Origin of the sequence: Pseudomonas sp. SWRI51, assembly GCF_014268825.1 — a bacterium.
Taxonomy (GTDB): Bacteria; Pseudomonadota; Gammaproteobacteria; order Pseudomonadales; family Pseudomonadaceae; genus Aquipseudomonas; species Aquipseudomonas farsensis.
Genome location: NZ_JABWRG010000046.1, coordinates 1 through 24757, shown reverse-complemented (window position 1 = coordinate 24757; position 24757 = coordinate 1). Strand labels below are relative to the sequence as shown.

General features: G+C 63.5%; 26 protein-coding genes, 4 tRNA genes and 1 pseudogene. 18 read left to right on the top strand and 13 right to left on the bottom strand.

The features are described 5' to 3' along the window. Window positions 1-11: 11 nt before the first annotated feature. A complete protein-coding gene (ispH, locus tag HU720_RS14720; protein WP_186520658.1) occupies window positions 12-959 on the top strand; it encodes a 4-hydroxy-3-methylbut-2-enyl diphosphate reductase in 948 nt (315 codons plus the stop codon). On the opposite strand, the gene HU720_RS14715 is transcribed toward ispH, so the two are convergent. Then, window positions 960-1439 carry a GspH/FimT family pseudopilin gene (locus HU720_RS14715; RefSeq protein ID WP_186520657.1) on the bottom strand — a complete coding sequence of 160 codons (480 nt, stop codon included), beginning with the start codon at window positions 1437-1439 and terminating at the stop codon, window positions 960-962. A gap of 110 nt (window positions 1440-1549) precedes the next feature. On the opposite strand from HU720_RS14715, the gene HU720_RS14710 reads away from it, so the two are divergent. From HU720_RS14710 to thiO, 4 genes are all read left to right on the top strand, one after another. After that, window positions 1550-1906, top strand: coding sequence for a hypothetical protein (locus HU720_RS14710; RefSeq protein ID WP_186520656.1), 357 nt, complete (start codon window positions 1550-1552; stop codon window positions 1904-1906). Beyond that, a complete protein-coding gene (locus tag HU720_RS14705; protein ID WP_186520655.1) occupies window positions 1903-2550 on the top strand; it encodes a pilus assembly protein PilW in 648 nt (215 codons plus the stop codon). The genes HU720_RS14710 and HU720_RS14705 overlap by 4 nt, the downstream gene beginning before the upstream one ends. Beyond that, window positions 2547-3017 carry a hypothetical protein gene (locus HU720_RS14700; protein ID WP_186520654.1) on the top strand — a complete coding sequence of 157 codons (471 nt, stop codon included), beginning with the start codon at window positions 2547-2549 and terminating at the stop codon, window positions 3015-3017. The genes HU720_RS14705 and HU720_RS14700 overlap by 4 nt, the downstream gene beginning before the upstream one ends. A 155-nt stretch (window positions 3018-3172) precedes the next feature. Then, window positions 3173-4270 carry a glycine oxidase ThiO gene (thiO, locus tag HU720_RS14695; protein ID WP_186520653.1) on the top strand — a complete coding sequence of 366 codons (1098 nt, stop codon included), beginning with the start codon at window positions 3173-3175 and terminating at the stop codon, window positions 4268-4270. A gap of 151 nt (window positions 4271-4421) precedes the next feature. Here thiO and HU720_RS14690 read toward each other — a convergent pair whose 3' ends face one another. Both HU720_RS14690 and HU720_RS14685 read right to left on the bottom strand, forming a co-directional pair. Further along, a complete protein-coding gene (locus HU720_RS14690; protein ID WP_186520652.1) occupies window positions 4422-4649 on the bottom strand; it encodes a PP0621 family protein in 228 nt (75 codons plus the stop codon). Window positions 4650-4744: 95 nt separating this feature from the next. After that, entirely contained in the window at window positions 4745-5764 is a 1020-nt protein-coding gene (locus HU720_RS14685) for an outer membrane protein assembly factor BamD (RefSeq protein WP_186520651.1), read from the bottom strand. A 149-nt stretch (window positions 5765-5913) separates the two neighbouring features. Here HU720_RS14685 and rluD point away from each other — a divergent pair, with 149 nt between their 5' ends. The 6 genes from rluD (at window position 5914) to HU720_RS14655 (ending at window position 11010) form a co-directional block, all read left to right on the top strand. Further along, window positions 5914-6876, top strand: coding sequence for a 23S rRNA pseudouridine(1911/1915/1917) synthase RluD (gene rluD, locus HU720_RS14680; RefSeq protein WP_186520650.1), 963 nt, complete (start codon window positions 5914-5916; stop codon window positions 6874-6876). Continuing rightward, window positions 6873-7610, top strand: a complete 738-nt coding sequence (gene pgeF / locus HU720_RS14675; RefSeq protein WP_186520649.1) for a peptidoglycan editing factor PgeF — start codon at window positions 6873-6875, stop codon at window positions 7608-7610. The genes rluD and pgeF overlap by 4 nt, the downstream gene beginning before the upstream one ends. Window positions 7611-7890: 280 nt before the next feature. Beyond that, window positions 7891-10455 (top strand): ATP-dependent chaperone ClpB, encoded by a 2565-nt coding sequence (clpB, locus tag HU720_RS14670; RefSeq protein ID WP_186520648.1) that lies wholly within the window; start codon window positions 7891-7893, stop codon window positions 10453-10455. Between the two features lie 316 nt (window positions 10456-10771). Then, window positions 10772-10847 (top strand) — tRNA-Asn (locus HU720_RS14665). A gap of 4 nt (window positions 10848-10851) precedes the next feature. Next, window positions 10852-10928 (top strand) — tRNA-Pro (locus HU720_RS14660). Window positions 10929-10934: 6 nt separating this feature from the next. Then, window positions 10935-11010: transfer RNA gene (locus HU720_RS14655), tRNA-Lys, on the top strand. A gap of 234 nt (window positions 11011-11244) precedes the next feature. Here HU720_RS14655 and HU720_RS14650 read toward each other — a convergent pair. From HU720_RS14650 to HU720_RS14640, 3 genes are all read right to left on the bottom strand, one after another. Then, on the bottom strand, window positions 11245-12540 hold the full coding sequence (locus HU720_RS14650; protein ID WP_186520647.1) for an NAD(P)/FAD-dependent oxidoreductase: 1296 nt from the start codon (window positions 12538-12540) through the stop codon (window positions 11245-11247). 84 nt (window positions 12541-12624) lie between these two features. Next, complete coding sequence (locus HU720_RS14645) at window positions 12625-12798, bottom strand: DUF3094 family protein (RefSeq protein WP_186520646.1); 174 nt, start codon at window positions 12796-12798, stop codon at window positions 12625-12627. A gap of 132 nt (window positions 12799-12930) precedes the next feature. Beyond that, window positions 12931-13560 (bottom strand): DUF1780 domain-containing protein, encoded by a 630-nt coding sequence (locus HU720_RS14640; RefSeq protein ID WP_186520645.1) that lies wholly within the window; start codon window positions 13558-13560, stop codon window positions 12931-12933. A 130-nt stretch (window positions 13561-13690) separates the two neighbouring features. On the opposite strand from HU720_RS14640, the gene HU720_RS14635 reads away from it, so the two are divergent. Beyond that, window positions 13691-14374, top strand: coding sequence for an energy-coupling factor ABC transporter permease (locus tag HU720_RS14635; protein ID WP_186520644.1), 684 nt, complete (start codon window positions 13691-13693; stop codon window positions 14372-14374). Window positions 14375-14536: 162 nt separating this feature from the next. On the opposite strand, the gene yacG is transcribed toward HU720_RS14635, so the two are convergent. Genes yacG through HU720_RS14615 form a run of 4 tightly spaced genes read right to left on the bottom strand, consistent with a single transcriptional unit; the run spans window position 14537 to window position 17440 of the window. Then, window positions 14537-14737 (bottom strand): DNA gyrase inhibitor YacG, encoded by a 201-nt coding sequence (yacG, locus tag HU720_RS14630; protein WP_186520643.1) that lies wholly within the window; start codon window positions 14735-14737, stop codon window positions 14537-14539. Beyond that, window positions 14734-15357 (bottom strand): dephospho-CoA kinase, encoded by a 624-nt coding sequence (coaE, locus tag HU720_RS14625; RefSeq protein ID WP_186520642.1) that lies wholly within the window; start codon window positions 15355-15357, stop codon window positions 14734-14736. The genes yacG and coaE overlap by 4 nt, the downstream gene beginning before the upstream one ends. Continuing rightward, window positions 15354-16223: an A24 family peptidase gene (locus HU720_RS14620; protein WP_186520641.1), complete on the bottom strand. Its 870-nt coding sequence runs from the start codon at window positions 16221-16223 to the stop codon at window positions 15354-15356. The genes coaE and HU720_RS14620 overlap by 4 nt, the downstream gene beginning before the upstream one ends. Window positions 16224-16225: 2 nt before the next feature. After that, on the bottom strand, window positions 16226-17440 hold the full coding sequence (locus HU720_RS14615; protein ID WP_186520640.1) for a type II secretion system F family protein: 1215 nt from the start codon (window positions 17438-17440) through the stop codon (window positions 16226-16228). A 217-nt stretch (window positions 17441-17657) separates the two neighbouring features. Here HU720_RS14615 and HU720_RS14610 point away from each other — a divergent pair, with 217 nt between their 5' ends. The 4 genes from HU720_RS14610 to HU720_RS14595 all read left to right on the top strand — a co-directional run bounded on the left by HU720_RS14610 (window position 17658) and on the right by HU720_RS14595 (window position 20363). Then, the gene (locus HU720_RS14610) at window positions 17658-18068 is read left to right on the top strand and encodes a pilin (protein WP_186520639.1); all 411 of its coding nucleotides are present in this window, start codon (window positions 17658-17660) and stop codon (window positions 18066-18068) included. A gap of 58 nt (window positions 18069-18126) precedes the next feature. Next, a tRNA-Thr gene (locus HU720_RS14605) sits at window positions 18127-18202 on the top strand. Between the two features lie 161 nt (window positions 18203-18363). Further along, window positions 18364-19431 (top strand): integrase arm-type DNA-binding domain-containing protein, encoded by a 1068-nt coding sequence (locus HU720_RS14600; RefSeq protein WP_346656581.1) that lies wholly within the window; start codon window positions 18364-18366, stop codon window positions 19429-19431. A gap of 23 nt (window positions 19432-19454) precedes the next feature. Next, window positions 19455-20363: a hypothetical protein gene (locus HU720_RS14595; protein WP_186520638.1), complete on the top strand. Its 909-nt coding sequence runs from the start codon at window positions 19455-19457 to the stop codon at window positions 20361-20363. Between the two features lie 19 nt (window positions 20364-20382). Here the strand turns inward: HU720_RS14595 and HU720_RS14590 are convergent. From HU720_RS14590 to HU720_RS14580, 3 genes and pseudogenes are all read right to left on the bottom strand, one after another. Further along, window positions 20383-21294: pseudogene (locus tag HU720_RS14590) on the bottom strand (methylenetetrahydrofolate reductase C-terminal domain-containing protein); the annotation flags it as partial. Window positions 21295-21414: 120 nt separating this feature from the next. Further along, window positions 21415-22224: an amino acid ABC transporter permease gene (locus HU720_RS14585; RefSeq protein ID WP_186520637.1), complete on the bottom strand. Its 810-nt coding sequence runs from the start codon at window positions 22222-22224 to the stop codon at window positions 21415-21417. Continuing rightward, window positions 22221-23042 carry an ABC transporter substrate-binding protein gene (locus HU720_RS14580; RefSeq protein ID WP_186520636.1) on the bottom strand — a complete coding sequence of 274 codons (822 nt, stop codon included), beginning with the start codon at window positions 23040-23042 and terminating at the stop codon, window positions 22221-22223. Before HU720_RS14580 ends, HU720_RS14585 begins: the two co-directional genes overlap by 4 nt. A 118-nt stretch (window positions 23043-23160) precedes the next feature. Here HU720_RS14580 and HU720_RS14575 point away from each other — a divergent pair, with 118 nt between their 5' ends. Beyond that, complete coding sequence (locus HU720_RS14575) at window positions 23161-24045, top strand: homocysteine S-methyltransferase family protein (RefSeq protein ID WP_186520668.1); 885 nt, start codon at window positions 23161-23163, stop codon at window positions 24043-24045. Window positions 24046-24058: 13 nt separating this feature from the next. Further along, entirely contained in the window at window positions 24059-24601 is a 543-nt protein-coding gene (locus HU720_RS14570) for a histidine phosphatase family protein (RefSeq protein WP_186520635.1), read from the top strand. The last annotated feature ends 156 nt before the right edge of the window (window positions 24602-24757 follow it).

Sequence of the window (24757 nt, the reverse complement as noted above, 5' to 3'; positions counted from 1 at the left end):
TGGAGCCGAGCATGCAAATCAAACTCGCCAACCCGCGCGGCTTCTGCGCGGGGGTGGACCGTGCGATCGAGATCGTCAACCGTGCCCTCGAAGTGTTCGGCCCGCCGATCTACGTGCGTCACGAAGTGGTGCACAACAAGTTCGTGGTCGAAGACCTGCGTAACCGCGGGGCAATCTTCGTTGAAGAGCTGGACCAGGTGCCGGACGACGTTATCGTCATCTTCAGCGCCCATGGTGTGTCGCAGGCGGTGCGCCAGGAAGCTGCAGGCCGTGGCCTGAAAGTGTTCGACGCCACCTGCCCGCTGGTCACCAAGGTGCATATCGAGGTGGCCAAGTACAGCCGTGATGGCCGCGAGTGCATTCTTATCGGCCACGCCGGGCACCCGGAAGTCGAAGGCACCATGGGCCAGTACGACGCCAGCAACGGCGGCAGCATCTACCTGGTCGAAGACGAGAACGACGTCGCCGCCTTGCAGGTGCGCGACCCCGATCATCTGGCCTTCGTCACCCAGACCACCTTGTCGATGGATGACACCAGCCGTGTCATCGATGCCCTGCGCGCGCGCTTCCCGAACATCGGCGGCCCACGCAAGGACGACATCTGCTACGCCACGCAAAACCGCCAGGATGCCGTCAAGCAACTGGCCGATGAGTGTGACGTGGTGTTGGTGGTCGGCAGCCCGAACAGCTCCAACTCCAACCGTCTGCGCGAGCTGGCCGAGCGCATGAGCACCCCGGCCTACCTGATCGACGGCGCCGAAGACCTGCAGCAAAGCTGGTTCGAAGGCGTGGCACGCATTGGCATTACCGCAGGTGCTTCGGCCCCTGAGGTGCTGGTGCGTGGCGTGATCGAGCAGCTCAAGGCCTGGGGCGCGACCGGCGCCGAAGAACTCGACGGGCGTGCCGAGAACGTCACCTTCTCCATGCCCAAAGAGCTGCGGGTACGTTCGCTGATCTGATCAGCGGCCTGCGCAGCCGGGGCTCCCGTCACTGCGCAGGCTGACCCGCCCGCTCGGGCTCAGCACCACACGGTGCACGCTGTATGGCGTATCGCGCTGGCAGATGTGCAGCGTGATGCCGCCAAACCCTGCCCCCAAAGGCGCCCCCTGTGCGCTGAAGCGCACCACACGGGTGTCGCTGCCCACAATCGTTACCGGCTTTGCCGGGCGCTGCTCCCTGAGCAACTGGCCATTGTGTTCCAGTGTCGTTCGCCAGCCCTTGCCCCATAACCCCTCTATCGGCTGCACCAACACCGCCCGGTGGCGCAGTGCAGCGTGGTTGCGCGCCTCGCGCAGGCTCTGCGCCAGCGCCCTGGCCACTGCTGCCTGATGCAGGCCTTCGCTCATCTGGTTGTAGGCGGTTGCGCCCATGTGCGTCAGAAGGCCGGCCACCGCTAGCGTGCACATCATTTGTATCAGTGTTACTCCTTGTTGCCTCACCGTGCATTCCTCCCTGGAAGTGCTTCGCTATAGCTTCACGTTGGGCTGGGGCGGGTGTCAGTCGGCCCGTTGCGCCAGGAAGGCGAGGAAACTTCTCGGGAGGAGACAGGATGCAGTCGAAAGTGCGCGGTTTGGCGCTGCTGGAAGTATTGATGGCGATGGCCGTGCTGGCGCTGGGGTTGACCACCTGCGCCTCATTGCTGGTGCGCGGCGCGCAGGCGTTCGACAGCGCCGGGCGAGAAAGCCTGGCGCTGCAAGGCGCCCAGAGCCTGCTGGAGCGTGTGAGGGCGCAGGGGCGTTTGACCGTGGCTGATGAACTGGGGTGGCGCAGCCAACTGGTCGAGCGGCTTGGCGTGTCGGCGCAGGGGCGGGTGAACAGGTCGGCGCAGATGCTGCAAATACAGGTGCTGTGGCCAGCCCAGGGCGGCGAGCAAGTCCTGACCCTGCGCGGCGGGGTGCTGCCGTGAAGCGCTACCAGGCAGGCTTTGGGCTGCTCGAAACCCTGCTGGCGATGGCATTGGCGATCATGCTGCTGGCGGGCGCCAGCGGCTTGTTCGTGGCGGTGCACCGGGCCTGGAGCATGCAGGGCGCAGCAGCGCTGTTGCAGGATGATGCGCGCCTAGTGCTGCAACGCATCGCCGAAGACGTGCGCATGGCTGGCATGTTCGGTTGCCTGCGCCTGGAACCTGCCGACTTCAAAGGCTCTGGCGCCGAACAGGCCTTTGCCCAGCCAGTCGCCATTACCGCAACCAGCTTGACGCTGGTTGGTGCTGAGCTACCCGGCATGCCCGGCCCGCCGGAGTGGACCGTCCTCAGCGATTGCCGCAGTTGGGCGCAGGTGATGGACAGCCAGCACCAGGCAGGGGCGAGCCTGTTTGCCTTGCCCGTGCGCAGGCAGGTCTACGAGGTGCGTAACGGCAGCCTGTTTCTAACCACCGGCAAGCAGCGCTCCAGCCTTGTCGATAACGTCAAGGCGCTGCAGGTAACACGGGTGGAGGCCGGAGAAGGCGACCGGCTGGATATCCGCTTGACGCTCTACGACGCCATCTTCCAGCTTGAGGTGCATCAGCAGGTGAGTGTCGCGTTGCGTAACCTTGGCGGTGCCACATGAAAAAGCAGCGTGGTGTGGTGTTGCTGATTACGCTGGTGCTCAGCCTGCTATTGGCATTGCTGGCGGCCCAGGTGCTGAGCGAGGCGCAAGCCCGGCAGTGGCTGGTCAGCGAACAGGTGGCCGCAGCGCAAGCTTTCGAGCTGGCAGAGGCCGGTCTGCTCGAAGGCGCAGCACTGCTGGGCGATGGGCTGCCGCCGCCGTGCACCCAGTGCCTGCCGCCGTCGTTGCCGCCTGCAGAACCGGTTTTACCTTGGCGCAAAACGCTCAACGCCTTCGTGCTATTGCAGAACCTTGGCCAGAGCACGCGCGCAGCAGGCTTGGCGCCGGGCGAACGGGTGACCTTGGTGCGGGTTACGGCGATCAGCCCCGAGCGCCGGCGCCGCCAGGTGCTTGAAGCCGTTTACGCACTGGGCGATGCGCAACCGCCTCGGCGTATCAGTTGGCGCCAGCGTCTGCACGAAGGCTGACCCGGGCAAGGTTCTACGGCTATCGAATCATTGATTGTGCTGGCGCTGAGCGGCATGCTGGCAGCCATTGCCTACCCCGGTTCCCGCGAAGTGCCCCGTGCACAGCGCCAGGGCGCCCGTGTGCTGTGGAATTACTTCAGGTGTTGGATCGAACGATGAGCAAGCAAGTAGTGATTGTCGGCGGCGGGGTCATTGGCCTGCTGACCGCGTTCAACCTGGCCGCCGAGGTCGACCAGGTGGTGGTATGCGACCAGGGCGAGGTCGGGCGCGAGTCCTCCTGGGCCGGTGGCGGTATCGTCTCGCCACTGTATCCGTGGCGCTACAGCGCGGCGGTGACGGCGCTGGCGCACTGGTCACAGGACTTCTACCCGCAACTGGCCGCTCAGCTATTCGCCCGCACTGGGGTCGACCCCGAGGTGCACACCACCGGCCTTTACTGGCTCGACCTGGACGACCAGGCCGAGGCCTTGGCCTGGGCGGCCCGCGAACAGCGCCCGCTCAGCGCTGTGGATTTCTCGGCAGCCTATGATGCGGTGCCGGTGCTGGGCGCAGGGTTCCGCCAGGCGCTGTTCATGGCGGGTGTAGCCAACGTGCGTAACCCCCGGCTGGTCAAGTCGCTCAAGGCGGCCTTGCTGGGACTGCCGAACGTGACCCTGCGCGAGCACTGCCAGATCAGCGGTTTCGTGCGCGAAGGCGGGCGGGTGACTGGCGTGCAAACCCAGACAGGCGTGCTGGCAGCCGATCAGGTGGTGCTCAGTGCAGGGGCGTGGAGCGGCGACCTGCTGCGCACCCTCGGGCTGGGGTTGCCGGTAGAACCTGTAAAAGGGCAGATGATCCTGTTCAAATGCGCCGAGGACTTTTTGCCGAGCATGGTGTTGGCCAAAGGGCGTTATGCGATCCCGCGCCGCGACGGGCACATTCTGGTGGGTAGCACGCTGGAGCACGAAGGCTACGACAAGACCCCGACTGCCGATGCGCTGCAAAGCTTGAAAGCGTCTGCCATCGACCTGCTGCCGGCGTTGGCTGATGCCAGCGTGGTCGGGCACTGGGCTGGGCTGCGCCCCGGTTCGCCCGAGGGTATACCCTATATCGGCGAGGTGCCGGGGCATTCGGGGTTGTGGCTGAACTGCGGGCATTACCGCAACGGGCTGGTGCTGGCGCCGGCGTCCTGCCAATTGCTCAGTGACTTGCTGCTGGCGCGCCCGCCAATCATCGACCCCACGCCCTACGCGCCGCAGGGGCGGTTGGCCTAGGCGCCGGTAGTGGCCCTATCGCAGGCTGTCGCCAGCTCCCACAAAGACCCGCGCACAGCCACGATATTGAGGTCTGGCGCAGATCCCTGTGGGAGCTGGCGACAGCCTGCGATAGGGCCGGCCCAGGATGCCCGGGGCGATTGCAACCCCCTTACTCCCGCCCAGGCCCTTGCTCTAGGTGCTGCTGGCTGCAATACCACTGCTGGCCACGGTGCAGGGCGCGGTCGTTGGGCAGGTGCACGCCGCAATGGGCGCAGCGCACCATCTTCAGCGGGTCATCCAGCCGTTGCCCGGCAGACGATTGCTGGCTGATCTTGAACTTGCGCCACAGCCAGAAGGCAGCAGCGATCAGGGCGATCCAGAAGAGTAGGCGAACCATGGTGTCCAGCTTGTCGAGAAGAAGAAGGCGACAGTCTAGGACGCAGCCATAAAAAAAGGGAGGCCTGAGGCCTCCCTTTCATGTTTGCAGTGCAATCAGTCAAACAGACCAAAGGTCGCGTAGCTGAACCACGAGCGGTCTTTTTCGGCTTCTTTCGGGCCTTCCGGCAGGATCGGATCGCCGTTTTCGTCTTTTGGCAGCAGGTCCTGCGGCATCTCGGCGCGGGCATCCTGGAACTGACGCACCACGTCCTGGTTGGCGCGGGTTTCGCCCGGCGGCAGCGGCGTGTCGGTCTCGATCAGGCCCAAGGTCGCCTTCGACAGCCACGACCGGTTGCCGTTTTCGTCTTCTTTGGCAACGAACTGGCCATCGACCAGGCTTGGGTGCTCTGGGTAGTTCAGCTTGAGGGTCTCAAGGCTGGTGGCAGCCAGGTCATCCAGGTGCAGGCGCTGGTAGGCCTCGACCATTACCGCCAGGCCGTCACCTACCGAAGGGGTTTCCTGGAAGTTCTCGACCACGTAGCGGCCACGGTTGGCGGCAGCGACATAGGCCTCACGGCGCAGGTAGTAGTTGGCGACGTGGATTTCGTAGGAAGCCAGCAGGTTGCGCAGGTAGATCATGCGCTGCTTGGCGTCCGGCGAATAACGGCTGTTCGGGAAGCGGCTGGTCAGCTGGGCGAACTCGTTGTACGAGTCGCGGGCAGCACCTGGGTCACGCTTGGTCATGTCCAGCGGCAGGAAGCGCGCCACCAGGCCACGGTCCTGGTCGAACGAGGTCAGGCCCTTGAGGTAGTAGGCGTAGTCGACGTTCGGGTGCTGCGGGTGCAGGCGGATGAAGCGCTCGGCCGAAGACTTGGCGGCTTCTGGCTCGGAGTTCTTGTAGTTGGCGTAGATCAGCTCGAGCTGGGCCTGGTCGGCGTAACGGCCGAACGGATAGCGCGACTCCAGGGCCTTGAGCTTGTTCACGGCGCTGGTGTAGCTGTGGCTGTCCAGGTCGGCCTGCGCCTGCTGGTACAGCTCGGCCTCGCTGAGGTTCTCGTCAATGACTTCTTTGTTCGAGGAACAGGCAGCGGTGAGCCCGAGGATGGCGATCAGCAGCAGGTGTTTCACTTGCATGGCGGCTTGCGTCCCTTTGACGGCCGCTGTCTTGGGCGGTGCCGTCCTGTTATGATGAGCGCCCCCGGCCAAACCCCGGGGCAAAAGAAGCCGTATTTAACCACAAGCGCGCAGCCGAAACCAAAAGCTGAACGCCCGTCGATTCGAGCATGTCCGAGATCATTCAACTTAGCGCAGAGGTCCCGTCCGAACTGGGCGGCCAACGCCTCGACCAAGTCGCCGCCCAACTGTTCGCCGAGTACTCGCGTTCGCGCCTGTCCTCGTGGATCAAAGATGGCCGTCTGACAGTCGATGGCGCGGTACTGCGGCCGCGCGATATCGTCCACGGTGGCTCCATTCTGGCCCTTGAAGCCGAACAGGAAGCCCAAGGCGAATGGGTGGCTCAGGACATCGAGCTGGACATCGTCTATGAAGACGACCACATCCTGGTGATCAACAAGCCCGCCGGGCTGGTTGTGCATCCGGCCGCCGGTCATCCTGATGGCACCCTGCTCAATGCCCTGCTGCACCATGTGCCAGACATCGTCAACGTACCGCGCGCCGGTATCGTGCACCGTCTGGATAAGGACACCACGGGGCTGATGGTGGTCGCCAAGACGCTGCAGGCGCAGACCAACCTGGTCGACCAGTTGCAAAGCCGCTCTGTCAGCCGCATCTACGAGTGCATCGTGGTGGGCGTGGTGATCGCCGGCGGCAAGATCGACGCCCCGATCGGCCGCCACGGCGGCGAGCGCCAGCGCATGGCAGTGACCGACGGCGGCAAGCCTGCTGTCAGCCACTACCGGGTGCTCAAGCGCTTCCGTTCGCACACCCATGTGCGGGTCAAGCTGGAAACCGGCCGTACCCACCAGATTCGTGTGCACATGGCCCACGTCGGTTACCCGTTGGTCGGCGACCAGACCTACGGCGTGCGTTTCCGCATTCCGCCGGCCGCCAGCATTGCCATGGTCGAGGCGGTCAAGACCTTCCCGCGTCAGGCCCTGCATGCACGCTTCCTGGCCCTGCGCCACCCGGCCACCGGGGAAGTGATGAAATGGGAAGCGGCACTGCCAGATGATTTCACCTGGCTGCTTTCGCTGCTCAATCAGGACCGCGAGAGCTTTATCGGATGAACGGTATGGCCCAGGCGCTGCTTACCCCCGACTGGCCGGCTCCGGCCTCGGTACGCGCCTGTGTCACCACCCGCGAAGGCGGCATTAGCCTGCCGCCGTTCGACACGTTCAATCTTGGCGACCATGTGGGCGATGACCCGCTGGCCGTCGCCGAGAACCGCCGCCGCCTCAGTGACACCTTTGCCATCCAGCCCGCCTGGCTGAAGCAGGTGCACGGGGTGGTGGTAGCCGACGCCGACCCTGCCGTGGTCGCCGAGGCCGATGCCAGCTGGACCGACCAGCCCGGTATCGCCTGCACCGCCATGACCGCCGACTGCCTGCCTGCGTTGTTCTGCAACCGCGCGGGCACCCGTGTGGCCGCCGCCCATGCCGGCTGGCGCGGGCTGGCCGGCGGTGTGCTGGAAGCCACCCTTGACCAGTTGGGCGTGGCGCCCGAAGAGGTACTGGTATGGCTGGGCCCGGCAATTGGCCCGCAGGCGTTCGAGGTGGGGCTTGAGGTGCGTGATGCGTTCACGGCCCAGCATCCGCAAGCCTTCGATGCCTTCATACCGGGCGAGCGCCCCGGCAAGCTGATGGCCGATATATACCGTTTGGCGCGCATCCGCCTGGCGGCGCGCGGCGTGACGGCTGTTTATGGCGGCGGCTTGTGCACGGTCAGCGACCCACGCTTCTTCTCCTATCGCCGCACGCCGCAGGGCGGGCGCTTCGCTTCGTTGGTCTGGCTACAGCCCTGACCTGAGCACGCGGGTGCAATCGGCGTGGGAGCGGGCTTGCCCCGCGATTGCGTAGGCCTTGCCATCACCTTCCATTCAGTAGACGCCATCGCGGGGCAAGCCCGCTCCCACGCCACGTTCCCACCTCGCCCCAAGGCGCTTGGCCGATAATGTGCTGACCCGCATCAACCCCGCTACGCTTGAATCTTCCAGAATCACCCTTATCTATTAGTCATCTCAGGCAGGTTCTCCATCAGGGGCTGTCCATCGCTCCGCCTGCCCTTTATAGGAAGGTATCCCCATGCGAATAGACCGACTGACCAGCAAGCTGCAACTGGCATTATCCGACTCTCAATCCTTGGCTGTGGGCATGGACCACCCGGCTATCGAGCCGCTGCACCTGCTGCAAGCGCTGATCGACCAGCAAGGCGGTTCGATCAAGCCCCTGCTGATGCAGGTAGGCTTCGACGTCAACAGCCTGCGCAAGGCGTTGAGCAAAGAGCTCGACCAGTTGCCGAAAATTCAGAACCCCACTGGCGACGTGAACATGTCCCAGGACCTCGCGCGCCTGCTCAACCAGGCCGACCGCCTGGCCCAGCAGAAGGGCGACCAGTTCATTTCCAGCGAACTGGTGCTGCTGGCTGCCATGGACGAGAACAGCAAGGTAGGCAAACTGCTGCTCGGCCAGGGCGTCAGCAAGAAGGCCCTTGAAAACGCCATCAACAACCTGCGCGGCGGCGCGGCGGTGAATGACGCCAACGTCGAAGAATCGCGCCAGGCCTTGGACAAGTACACCGTCGACCTGACCAAGCGCGCCGAAGAAGGCAAGCTGGACCCGGTGATCGGCCGTGACGACGAAATCCGCCGCACGATCCAAGTGCTGCAACGCCGCACCAAAAACAACCCGGTGCTGATCGGCGAGCCAGGCGTTGGTAAAACCGCCATCGCCGAAGGCCTGGCCCAGCGCATCATCAATGGCGAAGTGCCCGACGGCCTCAAAGGCAAGCGCCTGCTGGCGCTGGACATGGGCGCATTGATCGCTGGCGCCAAGTACCGCGGCGAGTTCGAAGAGCGCCTCAAAGGCCTGCTCAACGAGCTGTCCAAGCAGGAAGGCCAGATCATCCTGTTCATCGACGAACTGCACACCATGGTCGGCGCCGGCAAAGGCGAGGGCGCCATGGACGCCGGCAACATGCTCAAGCCGGCCCTGGCCCGTGGTGAACTGCACTGCGTCGGCGCCACCACGCTGAACGAGTACCGTCAGTTCATCGAAAAAGACGCAGCGCTCGAGCGGCGTTTCCAGAAGGTGCTGGTAGAGGAGCCGAGCGAGGAAGACACCATTGCCATCCTGCGCGGCCTGAAAGAGCGCTATGAGGTCCACCATAAGGTGGCCATCACCGACGGCGCGATCATCGCTGCCGCCAAGCTCAGCCACCGCTACATCACTGACCGCCAGCTGCCGGACAAGGCCATCGACCTTATCGACGAGGCCGCCAGCCGCATCCGCATGGAGATCGACTCCAAGCCGGAAGTGCTCGACCGCCTCGACCGTCGTCTGATTCAGCTGAAGGTGGAATCCCAGGCGCTGAAGAAAGAAGAAGACGACGCAGCGAAGAAACGCCTGGAAAAGCTGACCGAAGAAATCGTGCGCCTGGAGCGCGAGTATTCCGACCTCGAAGAAATCTGGGCCTCGGAAAAAGCCGAGGTACAGGGTTCGGCGCAGATCCAGCAAAAAATCGAGCAAGCCCGCCAGGAGCTTGAAGCGGCCCGCCGTAAAGGCGACCTCAGCCGTATGGCCGAGCTGCAGTACGGGGTAATCCCGGACCTGGAGCGCAGCCTGCAGATGGTCGACCAGCACGGCAAGACCGAAAACCAGCTGCTGCGTAACAAAGTCACCGAGGAAGAAATTGCCGAGGTGGTCTCGAAGTGGACCGGCATCCCGGTGTCGAAAATGCTTGAGGGCGAGCGCGAAAAGCTGCTGAGCATGGAAGGCCTGCTGCACCAGCGCGTCATCGGCCAGAACGAAGCCGTCACCGCCGTGGCCAACGCCGTGCGCCGCTCGCGTGCGGGGCTGTCCGACCCGAACCGCCCCAGCGGCTCGTTCCTGTTCCTCGGCCCGACCGGTGTGGGCAAGACCGAGCTGTGCAAGGCGCTGGCCGAGTTCCTCTTCGATACCGAAGAGGCCATGGTGCGCATCGACATGTCCGAGTTCATGGAGAAACACTCCGTCGCTCGCCTGATCGGCGCGCCACCCGGCTATGTAGGGTACGAGGAGGGCGGTTACCTGACCGAAGCCGTGCGCCGCAAACCGTACGCGGTGGTGCTGCTCGATGAGGTAGAGAAGGCGCACCCGGATGTGTTCAACGTGCTGTTGCAGGTGCTCGAAGACGGCCGCTTGACCGACAGCCATGGCCGTACGGTCGATTTCCGCAACACGGTAATCGTGATGACCTCCAACCTGGGCTCGGCGCAGATCCAGGAACTGGTGGGCGACCGCGAAGCGCAACGTGCAGCGGTAATGGATGCGGTGGGCGCGCACTTCCGGCCGGAGTTCATCAACCGTATCGATGAGGTGGTGGTGTTCGAACCGCTGGGCCGCGAGCAGATTGCCGGTATCACCGAGATCCAGCTGGGCCGCCTGCGCAACCGCCTGGCCGAGCGCGAGCTGTCGTTGAACCTCAGCCCGGAGGCGTTGGACAAGCTGATTGCGGTGGGTTACGACCCGGTCTATGGCGCACGGCCACTCAAACGCGCCATTCAGCGCTGGATCGAAAACCCGCTGGCGCAGTTGATCCTCAGCGGCCAGTTCGTACCGGGCGCTGCGATAACCGCCCAGGTCGAAGGCGACGAAATCACCTTCGGTTAACCCTACAAGCCCCGTGCAAGCGGGGCTTTTTCATGGGCTGCGCGCCCATTTTTCGGCCCTGAACCCTAACTTGCTGAAAATTTTGAAAAAAGTGCTTGCACAAAATTCGAAGCCCCCCTAATATTCGCCCCGCTGTCAGGCACTAAGCGAATCACCAGCAACACCGGTGACCGCAAAACAACTTAGAAATCAGTAAGTTGAATGAAAAAAAGTGGTTGACAAGCAAAACGAAGAATGTAGAATAGCCGGCCTCAGCAGCGGTAACGCGAAAGAGATCGAAGCTCACACAGCCTTCGAAGTTGTACCGAAGTTCAGTTCCGCGATAGCTCAGTCGGTAGAGCAAATGACTGTTAATCATTGGGTCCCTGGTTCGAGTCCAGGTCGCGGAGCCAATCTCGGGGTGTAGCGCAGTCCGGTAGCGCGCCTGCTTTGGGAGCAGGATGTCAGGAGTTCGAATCCCCTCACCCCGACCATTTTTAGGGTCGTTAGCTCAGTTGGTAGAGCAGTTGGCTTTTAACCAATTGGTCGTAGGTTCGAATCCTACACGACCCACCATGTAAAAAGGGCATCTCGACTGAGATGCCCTTTTTCTTTTGTCCGCGTTTTTTGTTTGAGCTGCTGAGTCCAGCGTGGGAGCGGGCTTGCCCCGCGACGGGGTCAGAGCAGGCAACTCAACTCGGCCTGCTGGCCTCATCGCGGGTCAAGCCCGCTCCCACGGTTTCGGTCGCTTTTCTGTGGGAGCTGGCGCCAGCCTGCGATGGGCTGCAAGGCAGCCCCCCGCTTCAAGCCTCAGTGCAGCTTCAACCGGGGCTCAGTCCCGCGCCCAATCTTGCTCCCCAGCATCAGCATCGCCGTGCGAAACACCCCGTACAGCGCCATCTGGTGCATGCGGTACAGCGACACATAGAACATCCGCGCCAACCAGCCTTCCAGCTTCACGCTGCCCATCAGGTTGCCCATCAAGTTGCCCACCGCCGAGAAGCGCGACAGCGACACCAGCGAGCCGTAATCCTTATAGGCATAAGTGGGCAGCGGCTTGCCTTCAAGGCGTGCCTTCAGCCCCTTGGCCAACAACGAAGCCTGCTGATGCGCAGCCTGCGCGCGCGGTGGCACATTGCGGTCGCTACCCGGTTGCGGGCACGCGGCGCAGTCGCCAAAAGCAAAAATATTGTCGTCCAACGTGGTCTGCAGGGTAGGGCGCACCACCAACTGGTTGATGCGGTTGGTCTCCAGGCCGTCGATGTCCTTGAGAAAGCCCGGCGCGCGAATGCCCGCCGCCCACACCTTCAAGCTGGCCTGGATCACTTCACCGCTGGCGGTTTTCAGGCCATCCTCGGTCACTTCACTGACCGACGCGTTGGTCAGCACCGTCACGCCGAGTTTTTCCAAGGTCTTGTGCACCGGCACGCTGATGCGCTCAGGCAGCGCCGGCAACACCCGTGGGCCGGCCTCGATCAGGGTGATATGCATGTCCTTGGGCTGGATGCGGTCCAGGCCATAGGCCGCCAGTTCGTGGGCAGCATTGTGCAGCTCGGCGGCCAGCTCAACCCCGGTGGCACCCGCGCCAACGATCGCCACGCTGATCTTGCCGCTTTCCGGGGCGCCGGCATGGGCGCGCAGGTAGTGGTTGAGCAGTTGCTGGTGGAAGCGCTCAGCCTGCTTGCGGCTGTCCAGGAACAAGCAGTGCTGCGCCGCGCCCAAGGTGCCGAAGTCGTTGGTGTTGCTGCCCACCGCGATCACCAGGGTGTCATAACCCAAGGTACGCGCAGGCAGCAGTTCGCGGCCCTGTTCATCAAGGGTTGCAGCCAGTTGAATCTGCCGGGTTTCACGGTCCAGGCCGCTCATGCGCCCCAACTGGAAGTTGAAGTGGTTCCACTTGGCCTGGGCCACGTAGTTCAGTTCGTCTTCCGAGGAGTTGAGCGAACCGGCGGCCACTTCATGCAGCAGCGGCTTCCAGATGTGCGTCAGGTTGGCGTCGACCAGGGTGACCTCGGCCTGCTTGCGCTTGCCCAGGCTTTTACCCAGGCGGGTCGCCAGTTCCAGGCCGCCGGCGCCGCCGCCGACAATCACGATGCGATGAGTCATGGGGATATCTCACAAGTTTTACGGAATTCGCGGGCACATGGCCCAGCCGTATCTGGCGTGAGGGGAGGGCGAGCGCAAGGCAGCTCATAGCACCAGTCCACTCAGCAGGCGGCTCAAGAGGCCCAGCCCGACCGTTACCGCGACCACCAGCAGCAACAGCAGCCAGGGCCGGAAAGGCCGGCGCTCGACACGATGCTGGGGGGCGCTCAGGTACTCATCCACGCGGCGCTGATCTTCAGGGTTCAGGCGGCTGGTCATGGGGGGCCTCGTCAGATAGACGTTTGAGACTGCGGGCACGCTACAGCGTTCATGCAGGCGCTGGAAACAAATGATAATGCTTTCTATCGCCGGCGCCGAGTGTACGCCATCGCAAACACACACGGCACAGGATCAAAGACTGATGCCGACGTCGAACACGATGCTGCGCCCCAGGTTGCCACGCAGAAAATCCGGGGCGTCGGGGTGGGCGAACAGCACCCGGGCAAAGGTCGGCCCCACCAGCGACAGCGAGCGCCAGCCCTGGCGCAGGTATTCGGTTGGCGGCGGGAAGTGGCTGTTGAGGTCCAGCACCTCACGCTTGAGGCTGGCGAAGGCGATGATGTCCAGCTCACCCAGGTCCAGGCCGCGCTCACGGTAGTTGTGCGACTTTTTGCGCAAGGTTGGCGCCAGGCGCGCCAGCAGTTCCTGGGCGCTGATCTTGCGTGGCCGTGCCTCGCGGCGCACCAACTGGCTGAGCGAGAACGCACTGCGCCTGCGCTGCAGCTCTTCGCGCCACTCATCATTCAGCCGGCGGCCCTCATCGAGCACAAAAAACACCTCGAAGGCGGCATCGCGAAACAGCACATCCGGCGGCTCCTGGCCGGCCGGGGTGAAGTCCTCGCTGCGGTGCGGGATGTTCAGCCCTTGCAGCAGGCGCTGGCAAACCCAACGCTCACGCTCCCATTTGCGCGCATTGGAGAGGAAAGCATTGGCTTGTTCGGCCTGGATGGTTAGCAGGCGCAGGTAATCTGAGTCGTCCATGGGGTGAAGCTTAGCCGTTAATCGATGACGGTAAGGTGCTGTTTGTGCGCAGAAATCACACCGGCCAAGGCGCCACGCAGTATGGGTGTAAACTGCCCCTTATCCACAAGCTTGAAAAGGACATTCACCGGTGATCAGCGCGCAAGTATTGTCCAGCACCAGCCTGACCCTGGGCTGGCTCGGTTACGTGCCCTTGCTACTCTGGGCGGCCAGCCGGGCACCGTGGGTCGAGCTGTGCACGGACCGGCGCCGCCAGCACCTGCTGTTTGGCACCGTGTTCGCGCTGTTTGCGTTGTGGCTGGTACGCCGCGATTTCGACACCGGCGTGTCCTATCACTTCATCGGCATGACCGCCGTCACCTTGCTGCTGGATTGGCCGCTAGCCCTGCTCGGTGGTTTCATGGCCCAGATCGGCCTGCTGCTGCTCGGCCGCCAGGACCTCGCGGCCCTTGGCGTAAACGGCTTGTTGATCGTCGCCTTGCCGGTGCTGGTCACCGAGGTGTGCGCGTTGCTGGTCGAACGCGCCCAGCCGCGTAACCTGTTCGTTTACATCTTCTGTTGTGGTTTTTTCGCCGCTGCCCTGACGGTGCTATTGTGCCTGATGGCAGGCCTGGGGCTGCTATGGCTGGACGGCCGTTTTGCGATGCCGGAATGGCTCAGCGATTTTGCCGGCTATCTGTGGCTGATGATGTTCCCCGAAGCGTTCATCAACGGCACGGTAATCAGCGCCCTGGTCGTGTTCTGCCCCGAGTGGCTCGAAACCTTCAACCGCACCCGCTACCTGCAAGCGCCATGGAAAGATGACCAGCCCTGAAACTGATGCCGCCACATCGGCGCGGTCTCGTGTAGGAGCGGCCTTGTGTCGCGATGGGCTGCGCAGCGGACCCGGCGGTTTTGCGATAGGTCGAGATCTTGCGGCTGCTTCGCACCCCGTTCGCCACACGACGCCGTTCCTACGACAGACTGCGCCACACCCTCAATGCCGAGGCTCCAGATCCCCCGAATAAAGCTCATCCTCGGACTCATCCGACCCCGCGATCTTATGGTCCTCAGACGCCCAGGCGCCCAAGTCGATCAGCTTGCAACGGTCAGAACAAAACGGCCGAAACGGGCTTTTTTCACCCCATTCCACAGGTGCGCCACAGGTCGGGCAATCAACGGTCAACGGCTGGCTCATGGCTGGCCTCCTCGCAAAGTCAGGTAAAAGTGGTGCAGGCGGTCAATCTCGGCGTGCAGCGTTGGCACGTCACGGTCATTGACCACCACATCATCGGCATGGCGCAGACGTTCCTCGCGGCCCACCTGGGCCTTGAGAATCGCCTGCACCTGTTCGGCGCTGGTGTTGTCGCGCAGCAGGGTGCGCTGTACCTGCAACTCGGGCGGGGCATCGATCACCAGAATGCGCTGGGTCTTGCGGTACTGCCCCGACTCGATCAACAGCGGCGATACATACACCGCATAAGGCGTTTCGGCCTTGGCCAGGTAGCTGAAAATCTCCTGGCCAATCAGCGGATGCAGCAATTGCTCAAGCCATTGCCGCTGCGCCGGGTCGGCAAAAATTTGCTGGCGCAGGGCCGCGCGGTCCAGTTGGCCGTCCTCCAGCAGCACGCCAGCACCGAAGCGCTCGACGATACTCGCCAGGGCAGGGCGGCCCGGCTCTACGACCCAGCGCGCCGCCTGGTCGGCGTCGACCAGGTGCACGCCCAGCTCGACGAAGCGCTCGGCGGCGGCGCTCTTGCCGCTGCCAATGCCGCCGGTCAGGCCAAGAATCCAAGGGGTGAAGGGCGCTGTGCTCATCGTGTTCCAAGCAGTTGCAGGTAAGAGGCGGCTATTTCATCACCCCAGAGCAATGCGATCCACCCCGCAATTGCCAGATACGGCCCAAAGGGCAACGTCGTGCCCCGGTTTGCGCGCCGCAAACCCAGCAATAGCAGCCCAATCAGCGCCCCGGCAACCGACGCGCCCATTACTGTCATCGGCAATATCTGCCAGCCACCCCAGGCGCCGAGCATCGCCAACAACTTGAAGTCGCCATAGCCCATGCCCTCCTTGCCGGTCAGCAAGCGGAACAGCCAATACACCGACCACAGGCTCAGATACCCGGCCACCGCGCCCCACAGCGCATCGGGCAAAGGCACCAGCAAACCGAAGGCATTGACCACCAACCCCAGCCAGAGCAACGGCAGCACCAGCACATCCGGCAACAACTGGCGGTCCGCATCGATCAGGCTCAAGGCCAGCAGCCCCCACGTCAACAGCATCACCAGCAACGCCGGCACTCCCGGCCCAAAATGCCACGCTACCCCCAGCGACAACAGCGCGCAGCCCAGCTCCACCAATGGGTATCGCACGCTGATGCGCCCCTGGCACCCCGCGCAGCGCCCGCGCAAAAACAGGTAGCTCAGCACAGGAATGTTCTGCCACGCGCGTATGCGCTGCTGGCACCGCGGGCAGTGCGAGGCTGGCAGGCACAGGCCCAAGCGCGTCGGGGCGCCCTGCGGCAACCCCAGCATCTCTTGCGCCTCACGCTGCCACTGGTGGTCAAGCATCACCGGCAGCCGGTACGCCAGCACATTGACAAAGCTACCCACCAACAGCCCCAGCAGCGCGGCAAGGCTATAGAAGAAGGGCGGATGCTCGACGGCTACGGTCCACAGGTTCATGTTCAGATCAGGCTACCCAACTGGAAAATCGGCAGATACATCGCCACCACCAGGCCGCCCACCAGCAGCCCGAGGATCAGCACGATGGCCGGCTCAAGCAGCGTGGTCAACTGCTCAAGCGCTTCGCTGACCTGCACCTCGTAATGCTCTGCGGCCTTGTTCAGCATCCGGTCCAGCGTGCCGCTCGATTCCCCCACCGCCACCAACTGGCGCAACAGCGGCGCAAACAGCTCATCAGCCTCCATCGCTTGCTGCAACCCCACCCCATTGGCGACGTTCTGCCGCAACCGCCGAATCGCCCGCTCATGCAGGCTGTTGCCACACACCGGCGCCACCGTGTCCAACGCATCCAGCAACGGCACCCCCGCGCCATAAGCCGTGCCCAGGCTGCGGGCAAACCGCGCCAACGCCGCATGCCCCAGCAGCCGCCCAACCACCGGCACCCGCAGCACCCAACGCAGCATCCACAACCGCCCCGGCAGATGCCGCCGATACAGCTCACGCGCCCCCAACCCCAGCCCCGCGCCGACGAGCGCCAGCCACAACGCATGCTTGCCCAGCCCTGTGGATAAGTCGATCACCCACTGCGTAAAGGCCGGCAGCGCCTTGTCGGCCCCCGCAAACATCCCCTCAAAGCGCGGCACCACCTCCAGCAGCAGCAACGTCGCCACCCCCAGCCCGGTCAACAGCAGCAACGCCGGGTACAACATCGCCTTGCGCACCTTCTGCCGCAGCGCCTGCCGCTTTTCCAGCATCAGCGCCATCTGCTCCAGTTGCCGGTCAAGCGTGCCCGAGTGCTCACCCACCCGAATCAAATTGCAATAAAGCCCATCAAACCAACCAGGATGCCGCTGCAGCGCATCCGCCAGCCCCTGGCCCGCCGCCACATCCTGTTTCAACCGCGCCACCAGCGCCGTCATCGCTGCATCCGCGCTGCTGCGCGCCATCACCTCGAACGCCTGCAGCAGCGGCACCCCCGCCATCAGCAAGGTCGCCAACTGCCGGCTAAACCCCGGCGCATCCGCCTTGCCCGCCCGCGCCGGCCACCGCCAACGCCACCCCAGCCCCCCAGCGGGCCGCACCCGCGTGGCGCGAATGCCCTGTTGATGCAGCCAAGCCTGCACGAAAGCCGGGCTGCGCCCAGTGCGCTCCCCTTGTTGAGCAACGCCTGCGGCGTTGACGCCTTCCCAGGCATAGAGACGGGTAGATGCTGGCATGCGAAAGTCCTTTGCAGTGAAGCGACAAGCCCCGTAACAGCTTGCCGGGCCCATTCCCGGGCACAGTTCGATCTCGGTCACTAGAGTAGTCGAGCGACAACGACGCACCGCCGCCCAAGGGGTGACAAAAGGTGTCGGTTCAGGCCTACTGCGCCGCTGCCGGCCGGGGCGTCGCTATGCCATATCGGCCTAAATGCATTGCAAAGGAAGACCGTTCATGAAAGGGCAACGCGGCATCACCCTGATCGAACTGATGATCGTCGTAGCGATCATCGGCATCTTGGCGACCATCGCCATCCCGATGTACACCAACCACCAGTCCCGCGCCAAAGCCAACGCCGCGCTGCTGGAAATCACCGCCCTCAAGACCGCCATGGATGTGCGGCTGAACGACGGCAAAGACGTCCCCGACGTCGCAAGCCTGGGCGGCCAGCCCGCCACCGCACACTGCGCCATCACCGCCACCGGCACCGCCGCCACGGGCGCCGCCAGCATCGCCTGCACCTTGGCCGACGCACCGGCCAACGTACTCGGCAAAACCCTGACCCTGAGCCGCACCCAGACGGGGTGGGCATGCACCACCAACGTCGAGGCCGACCTCGCCCCGAACGGCTGCCAGGTGCAGTGAAAGTGAGTTGAAACAGAGGTTTGCGTAACGGACACCGGGGTGGTACGTTGCGCAACACGCCGGTGTAGCTCAGTCGGTAGAGCAGCGCACTCGTAACGCGAAGGTCGCAGGTTCGATTCCTGTCTCCGGCACCAGAGACCAGTTTCCAGAAGTCTATGACTGTCTACGAAACGCCCCGCAAAGCCCGCACAGAGCGGGCTTTGTTGTTTCTGCCTGTCTCGTTTTGTCTCTGGGCATCTACGCGATTTAGGGATATGGTTAGGGATATCTCGGTTCGACAAGGAAACGTATCCCTATGGCGCGCACAGTGGTGCCTCTCACCGATCCCAAATGTGATGCGGCCAAGCCTCGGGAGAAGGATTACAAGCTGTTCGATGGCAAAGGCCTCTACCTGCTGGTGAAGCCGTCAGGGGTCAAGACCTGGCGTATGAAGTACACCAAACCTGATTGCCGTGATGGTTTAGCTACGTTTGGCAACTATCCAGCGCTCGGCTTGAAAGCGGCCAGGGAGCGACGCGCTCAGGCGCTTGAGCTCCTTGCTGCTGGGAAAGACCCCATCGAGCAGGCGCGCTTGGACAAACAGGAAGCGGCTAACGCCCGGGCGAATACATTCCGTTTGCTCGCTCAGGAATGGCACGCGGCCTGCGCTCGTAAGTGGACACCTGGTCATGCCTCCACCGTGTGGCGGCGCATTGAATCCCACCTGTTGCCCGCTCTCGGTGATCGCCCGGTCGCGGAACTCAAAACACGGGATCTGCTAGTTCCGCTGAAGGCGGCGGAAAAGCGGGATACCTTGGATACGGCTGCACGCCTACGCCAGTACATGACGGGTATCCTCCGTATGGCGGTTCAGCATGGCCATCTGGATTTCAACCCTGCGATCGATCTGCAAGGCGCCACGGCGACCCGCAAAACAGCGCACCGGCCTGCTTTGCCATTCGAACGCTTACCTGAGCTTCTTCAACGGATAGATGCCGACAGCGGGCGCGGCCTGACCAAGCTAGCGGTGCAGCTGACCTTGTTGGTATTCATCCGCTCCAGTGAGCTGCGCTTCGCTCGCTGGGGAGAGATAGACATGGGGAGGCTGATGTGGGAAATCCCTGGCGAAAGGGTGGCGATTGAGGGTGTGAAGAACTCCCATCGAGGCTCCAAAATGAGTACTGCGCACCTGGTGCCGCTCAGCCGACAGGCTGTAGAGGTGCTGGAGAAAATTCGTAGCCTCACTGGTCGTTTCGATCTGGTGTTTCCGGGCTGGGCACGGACATCAAGGAAAGCTTCAAGCACATCTTCGCCCCGGACGGCTTTACCCTGGCCGACCTGGACCTCGACAAGATCAAGCGCATCCTTTATTCGCTGGTGCTGAACCTGGCCAAGCGCGCCACCGCCATGACCCGCAATCTGGTGGTGCACCTGATCGACCAAGTCGCGGCGTTGGTCGACCTGATGCGGCGAATCCTGTTCTCGACCATTCGCTTCCCGTTCATCGAGAAGACCTTTGCCTTGCTCACCGGCGAGCCCCTGGACACCGGCGTGCGGTTGATCGATATCGTGCTGTTCGTGCCGGCGGTGCTCGGCACCATCACCTACAAGCTGTTCATGGGCAGCAGCCCGCTCAAGCCGGTGCTGGCCAGCCGCCCTCCGCTCAATGCTGCGCTGGCGCTGCAGCCCAGTGTCGCGCTGGCGGCTCAACCCAGCGCCAATCCGTCAGCGTTCGATTACCTCAAGGATGTGGTCAGTACGTACATCGGCATGGGGATGATGTCGATGGGCATGGCCAGCGCCTCGACCGGGGCCAAGGCGCAGAAGGCGACCACGCCGCTCCAGTGCCTGCTGTTGGCGGGCAAGACCGGCTTGTTGCTGCTCAAGACGCCGTGGCGCACTGGTGATGCGCCGATCAACGAGGTCGATCTGTGCCGCCACACCACGTTCTTCATCGGTGTGACGGGCGTCGCCTTCAAGGGCTGGCACCTGTATCAGGGGCGCAAGAATGGGCTATCGGCGGTGGAGGCCGATAATGTCGCGTCGACGCTGTTTGCGGCGGCGGTCGAGATGCTGCTGACGACCCTGCAATCGAGCATGAAGGTGGTGACCTTGGCCTACGACAAGCAGGCCAACGGCTGGGAAACCCTGCAGTACGTGGCCCGCAACAGCGCGCAGACGGCTTACAAGGCGTGCCTGTTCCTGCCGGACCCGGTCAGCCGCACCAAGGTCATGGTGGTGGCTACGGCGGGTGGGTTTACCTTCGACTACCTGGTGGGCCTGGTCCGCCATGGCGTCCAGACCCCGCGGATCTAGACGCGGGCGCAACGCCCGTTCAGTCTTTGCATTCGCTGGCGCTTGCCGGTTGTACGGTGCGTGGTTTGGCCAGTCGAGTTTGGCCAAACCACCCCGGCCACGAACTGCGCTGGCGGGTCTCGACCTGCACGCAGGGGATCAACCGCTCTACCAGCACATCCGTGCGCCCAACCCCCACCGCCAGGCGGTACTTGGCGCTGTGCACGCATTCGCGGTCGCCGAACTCGCAACGGTCCAGCTGGGTGCCGCCGCAGGGGCCGTTGGCCAGGCCTTTGGGGCAGGTTTCCGGGCAGATGTACAAGGTGTCTTCCAGGCGGCAGGTGCCGCAGGTATCGCAGCCCACCAGCGGCCTTTTCACACGCCGTTCCAGCTGATGCAGCCATTGCCCCGGCGCAGGCTTGCTCCACAGTGGCCGGGTTACCGCCCAGCCGAAGGCCTTGCTCAGCACCGTGGTGCGGTTGAACACCTGGTGGTGCAGGGCCGACAGCAGGCGGTAGCGGGCCTTTTCCTTGAACGATGGGCTGACCTGCCGCTGCCCCAGGCGCCAGCTGTGGCCGGGCGGGTGGAAGGTGACGGCCGGCAGGTCCGGCTGCTGCCAGGCGGCATCCCAAGCTGGGGCCCAGCTGTCGAGGTTGGTATAGCGTGGCTGCAGTTCAGTGATGGTGTGTTCCAGCGCTTCAAACTGGGCCAGGTCATGGATCCCAGACAAGTGCACGCCGGCATAGCCCATCAGCCGCAGGCCGATCACCTGCAACGCCAGGCGCTGGTTGGCGCGCTCCTTGGCGTACTGTTTTGACACCGCGCTTTCAGCGGCCAGCAGCGCCCGCATCGAGGGGGTGACGATCACCCCGGCGACATGGTCGAGCATCGCGGCGCGGCCTTCGGTCAGCGCCATGATGCAGGCCATCAGCGGTTTCGGGCTGGGCTGACGTACAAAGCGTGGGAGCGGGCTTGCCCCGCGATGAGGCCAGCAGGCCGAGTGGCGCGATCTGACGCCATCGCGGGGCAAGCCCGCTCCCACGCCCCCATGTACATCTGGAGGTTTGTTCGCCTAGCGCTGGTAGGCTTTGCCGAAGTGCCGCTCAAGGCGCGCTTGCGCCAGTTCCAGCAAGATCGACAACACCCAGTAGATCACCGCTGCCGTGGTGAGCATCTCCAGGTAGCGATAGCTCGAACGGCCATACGACTGCGCCAGAAACATCACTTCCCACACGCCCATCACCGAAATCAGCGACGAGTCCTTGAGCATCGAGATGAACTGGTTGGCCGTCGGCGGGATGATCACGCGCATGGCCTGCGGCAGGATTACGCTGCAGAAGATGTCCCGCGTGCCCATGCCCAGCGCCAACGCGGCATCACGCTGGCCGCGGGCCACGCCGATGATGCCGGCGCGGAAGATTTCGCTCAGGTACGCCCCGTAGTTGAGCGACAGGGCAATGATGCCCGCGCTGATGGCGCCCGGTACCAGCCCCAGTTGCGGCAGGCCCAGGTAAATCAGCAGAATCTGGATCAGCAGCGGCGTGCCGCGGAAGAACGAGGTGTAGAAGCTGGCAATGCCCACCAGCACCGCGCTGCTGGACAGCCGCGCCAGTGCTGCGGCAAAGCCGAACAACACCGACACGAAGATCGAGCACAAGCACAGGAACAGGGTCAGCGCCGCGCCTTGTAAAAAGCCATTCGGCCCCAGCTTGAAGCCGGCCAGGTTCGGGAATTTTTCCAGGATGATCGCGAACTTCAGGTCAAAGCTCAGGAAAAACCCGACAAACAGCACGAACAGGGCCAGCCACGTCAGGTATAGCCGGGTGCGGAAACCGAACAGGCCATGGCCCTTGGTCGTTGGGGCAGGTTCGAAGGCGCTCATTTGCTGATATCGGCGCCGATCCATTTCTGCGAAAGCTTGGCCAGGGTGCCGTCGGCTTTAAGCTCGGCGAACACCTGGCGCACCTTGGCATTCCACTCGGCATCGCCTTTTTCGATGGCCACCGAGTTGGGCTCTTCGTACAGCGGCGCGCCGGCCAGCTTGAAGCGTTTGTCTTGGTCAAGGCGCGGTTGCGCGGTCACCAGGTTGGTGAGGATGGCGTCCAGGCGCACGCCGGCGCCCAGGGCCAGGTCGTGGAAGGCGACGTTGTCGGTGTCGTACGGGGCGATTTGCACCTGCTCGAACGGGTAGTCCAACTGCTTGTCTTCGGCGCCTTCGATCACCAGGTTCTTGTTCAGGTAGCTTTCGTAGCTGGACGCAGCGGTCAGGCCGACCTTCAGGCCGTTGAGGTCTTTGGCCGAGTGGATGCGCTCATCCTTGGCATTGACCACGATCACTGCAGGCGAGGCGTAGTATTCCACCGGGAAGTCGAACACCTCGGCGCGGGCCTTGCTCGGGGTCATCGAGCAGATGCAGATATCGTAGCGCCCGCTCCAGCGGCCAGCGGCGATCACGTCCCAGGACGGGGTTTCGAGGCGCAGCTTGACGCCCAGTTTGTCGGCCACGGCCTTGGCCACATCGACGTCAAAGCCGTCGAGCTGGTTCTTGTCGTTGAGGAACGAGAACGGCGGGTAGCTTTCCATCAGTACGTTGACCATCTCCTTGCGCGACTCGACGCGGTCGAGGGTTGCGCCGGCGAAGGCTTGTGAAGCAGCAGCGAGAACAACCAGACCGGCGCCCAGCAAAGATGGCAAACGCATGGAAATACCTGAAATGTTGGCTAGAAAAGGATTAATGTATTAAATAGTTATAAATGCATAGCACCAAGTAAATTTTAGTTATAGAAACCTGCAGAGTAGTTATATGACCCAGCGAGCGATGGTAATTCTTGATGGTGGTATGGGCCGCGAGCTGCAACGCAGTGGCGCGCCGTTCCGGCAGCCCGAGTGGTCGGCGCTGGCCCTGAGCGAGGCTCCCGAGAAGGTACAAGGCGTGCACAGCGCCTATATCGAAGCGGGCGCAGACGTTATTACCAGCAACAGTTATGCGGTGGTGCCGTTCCATATCGGCGAAGCGCGTTTTGCTCGCGAAGGCCTGCAACTGGCTAAAGTTGCCGGTGAATTGGCTCGCCGTGCCGCCGATGCCGCGCCACGCCCGGTGCGCGTAGCCGGTTCGTTGCCGCCACTGTTCGGCTCCTATCGCCCCGACCTGTTCCAGCCCGAGCGCGTTGCCGAGGTGCTGACCCCGTTGCTGCAAGGCCTGGCGCCGAGCGTTGACCTGTGGCTGGCCGAAACCCAGAGCGCCATCGCTGAGGTGCGCGCCATCCACGCGCACCTGCCGGCGGACGGCAAGCCGTTCTGGGTGTCGTTCACCCTCAAGGATGAAGACGTCGACGCCACCCCGCGCCTGCGCTCGGGTGAGCCTGTGGCCGACGCCGTTGAAGCGGTAATTGGCCTTGGCGTGGCGTCGGTGTTGTTCAACTGCAGCCAGCCGGAAGTGATCGGTGATGCCGTGGACGTGGCGCGCGCGGTGATTGCCAGGCACAACGCCGATATCGCCATCGGCGTGTATGCCAACGCCTTCCCGCCGCAGCCCAAAGAGGCCAAGGCCAACGACGGCCTGGATGAACTGCGCGAAGACCTCGACCCACCGGGCTACCTGGTCTGGGCCAAGGGCTGGCGCGAGCGTGGCGCCAACATGATCGGCGGTTGCTGCGGCATTGGCCCGGAGCATATCGCCGAACTCAAGCGCCACTTGGCCTGAGCCTTAGCCTGCCATGAAACCTGTGCAGCTCACACTGATTTGCCACGGCCAGACCGAGGCACAACGGGTCGGGCGTTTTGCGCTTGATGATGACCCGTTGCGTGAGCTGCCAGCGCCCATGGCCGGGTTATCCACAGGCGCGCAGTGCCTGAGTGCGCCAGAGCTGCGTGCGCTGCAGACGGCGCAAGGCCTGGGTTTGCAGGCGACGGTGGATGAGCGGCTGCGCGATTGTGATTTAGGGCGCTGGCAGGGGCTGGCGCTGAAGCAGTTGCAGCATGATGACTTGGCGGGCCTTCAGGCCTGGTTGGCGGACCCGCAGTCAGCGCCCCATGGCGGGGAGTCGGTGGCGGCACTGTGCAGCCGGGTTGCGCATTGGTTGGACAGTGGCCTGGCGGCGGGGGAGTGGTTGGTGATTACCCACCCGTTCGTCATCCGCGCCGCCATGCTGCACGCGTTGGCAGCGCCGCTGGACGCCTTTCAGCGCATCGACGTGCAACCGTTGGCGCAGGTACGCCTCAGCCACTCCACGCAATGGCGCTTACAACTCCCAAGCTAACCCTGTTTTTTGTGGGCGCTCGCCCTCGCGGATAACTGGACGGTGGGGAGGGGGCTATGGACTTGTGCAATCCTGTAAGGGCCTCATCGCAGGCTGTCGCCAGCTCTCATAGAACAAACGCTAACTAACTGATTTACATCGAAACGTGGGAGCGGG

Excerpts from the sequence above, each read along its gene's own strand:
- rluD (WP_186520650.1), top strand. The coding sequence starts at position 5,914 with ATGTCCGAGATCATTCAACTTAGCGCAGAGGTCCCGTCCGAACTGGGC.
- thiO (WP_186520653.1), top strand. The coding sequence starts at position 3,173 with ATGAGCAAGCAAGTAGTGATTGTCGGCGGCGGGGTCATTGGCCTGCTG.
- ispH (WP_186520658.1), top strand. The coding sequence starts at position 12 with ATGCAAATCAAACTCGCCAACCCGCGCGGCTTCTGCGCGGGGGTGGAC.
- pgeF (WP_186520649.1), top strand. The coding sequence starts at position 6,873 with ATGAACGGTATGGCCCAGGCGCTGCTTACCCCCGACTGGCCGGCTCCG.
- HU720_RS14575 (WP_186520668.1), top strand. The coding sequence starts at position 23,161 with ATGGTAATTCTTGATGGTGGTATGGGCCGCGAGCTGCAACGCAGTGGC.
- HU720_RS14645 (WP_186520646.1), bottom strand. The coding sequence starts at position 12,798 with ATGACCAGCCGCCTGAACCCTGAAGATCAGCGCCGCGTGGATGAGTAC.
- HU720_RS14685 (WP_186520651.1), bottom strand. The coding sequence starts at position 5,764 with ATGCAAGTGAAACACCTGCTGCTGATCGCCATCCTCGGGCTCACCGCT.
- HU720_RS14570 (WP_186520635.1), top strand. The coding sequence starts at position 24,059 with ATGAAACCTGTGCAGCTCACACTGATTTGCCACGGCCAGACCGAGGCA.
- HU720_RS14710 (WP_186520656.1), top strand. The coding sequence starts at position 1,550 with ATGCAGTCGAAAGTGCGCGGTTTGGCGCTGCTGGAAGTATTGATGGCG.
- clpB (WP_186520648.1), top strand. The coding sequence starts at position 7,891 with ATGCGAATAGACCGACTGACCAGCAAGCTGCAACTGGCATTATCCGAC.
- HU720_RS14595 (WP_186520638.1), top strand. The coding sequence starts at position 19,455 with ATGACCCGCAATCTGGTGGTGCACCTGATCGACCAAGTCGCGGCGTTG.
- coaE (WP_186520642.1), bottom strand. The coding sequence starts at position 15,357 with ATGAGCACAGCGCCCTTCACCCCTTGGATTCTTGGCCTGACCGGCGGC.
- yacG (WP_186520643.1), bottom strand. The coding sequence starts at position 14,737 with ATGAGCCAGCCGTTGACCGTTGATTGCCCGACCTGTGGCGCACCTGTG.
- HU720_RS14640 (WP_186520645.1), bottom strand. The coding sequence starts at position 13,560 with ATGGACGACTCAGATTACCTGCGCCTGCTAACCATCCAGGCCGAACAA.
- HU720_RS14600 (WP_346656581.1), top strand. The coding sequence starts at position 18,364 with ATGGCGCGCACAGTGGTGCCTCTCACCGATCCCAAATGTGATGCGGCC.
- HU720_RS14650 (WP_186520647.1), bottom strand. The coding sequence starts at position 12,540 with ATGACTCATCGCATCGTGATTGTCGGCGGCGGCGCCGGCGGCCTGGAA.
- HU720_RS14700 (WP_186520654.1), top strand. The coding sequence starts at position 2,547 with ATGAAAAAGCAGCGTGGTGTGGTGTTGCTGATTACGCTGGTGCTCAGC.
- HU720_RS14580 (WP_186520636.1), bottom strand. The coding sequence starts at position 23,042 with ATGCGTTTGCCATCTTTGCTGGGCGCCGGTCTGGTTGTTCTCGCTGCT.
- HU720_RS14690 (WP_186520652.1), bottom strand. The coding sequence starts at position 4,649 with ATGGTTCGCCTACTCTTCTGGATCGCCCTGATCGCTGCTGCCTTCTGG.
- HU720_RS14620 (WP_186520641.1), bottom strand. The coding sequence starts at position 16,223 with ATGAACCTGTGGACCGTAGCCGTCGAGCATCCGCCCTTCTTCTATAGC.
- HU720_RS14585 (WP_186520637.1), bottom strand. The coding sequence starts at position 22,224 with ATGAGCGCCTTCGAACCTGCCCCAACGACCAAGGGCCATGGCCTGTTC.
- HU720_RS14610 (WP_186520639.1), top strand. The coding sequence starts at position 17,658 with ATGAAAGGGCAACGCGGCATCACCCTGATCGAACTGATGATCGTCGTA.
- HU720_RS14615 (WP_186520640.1), bottom strand. The coding sequence starts at position 17,440 with ATGCCAGCATCTACCCGTCTCTATGCCTGGGAAGGCGTCAACGCCGCA.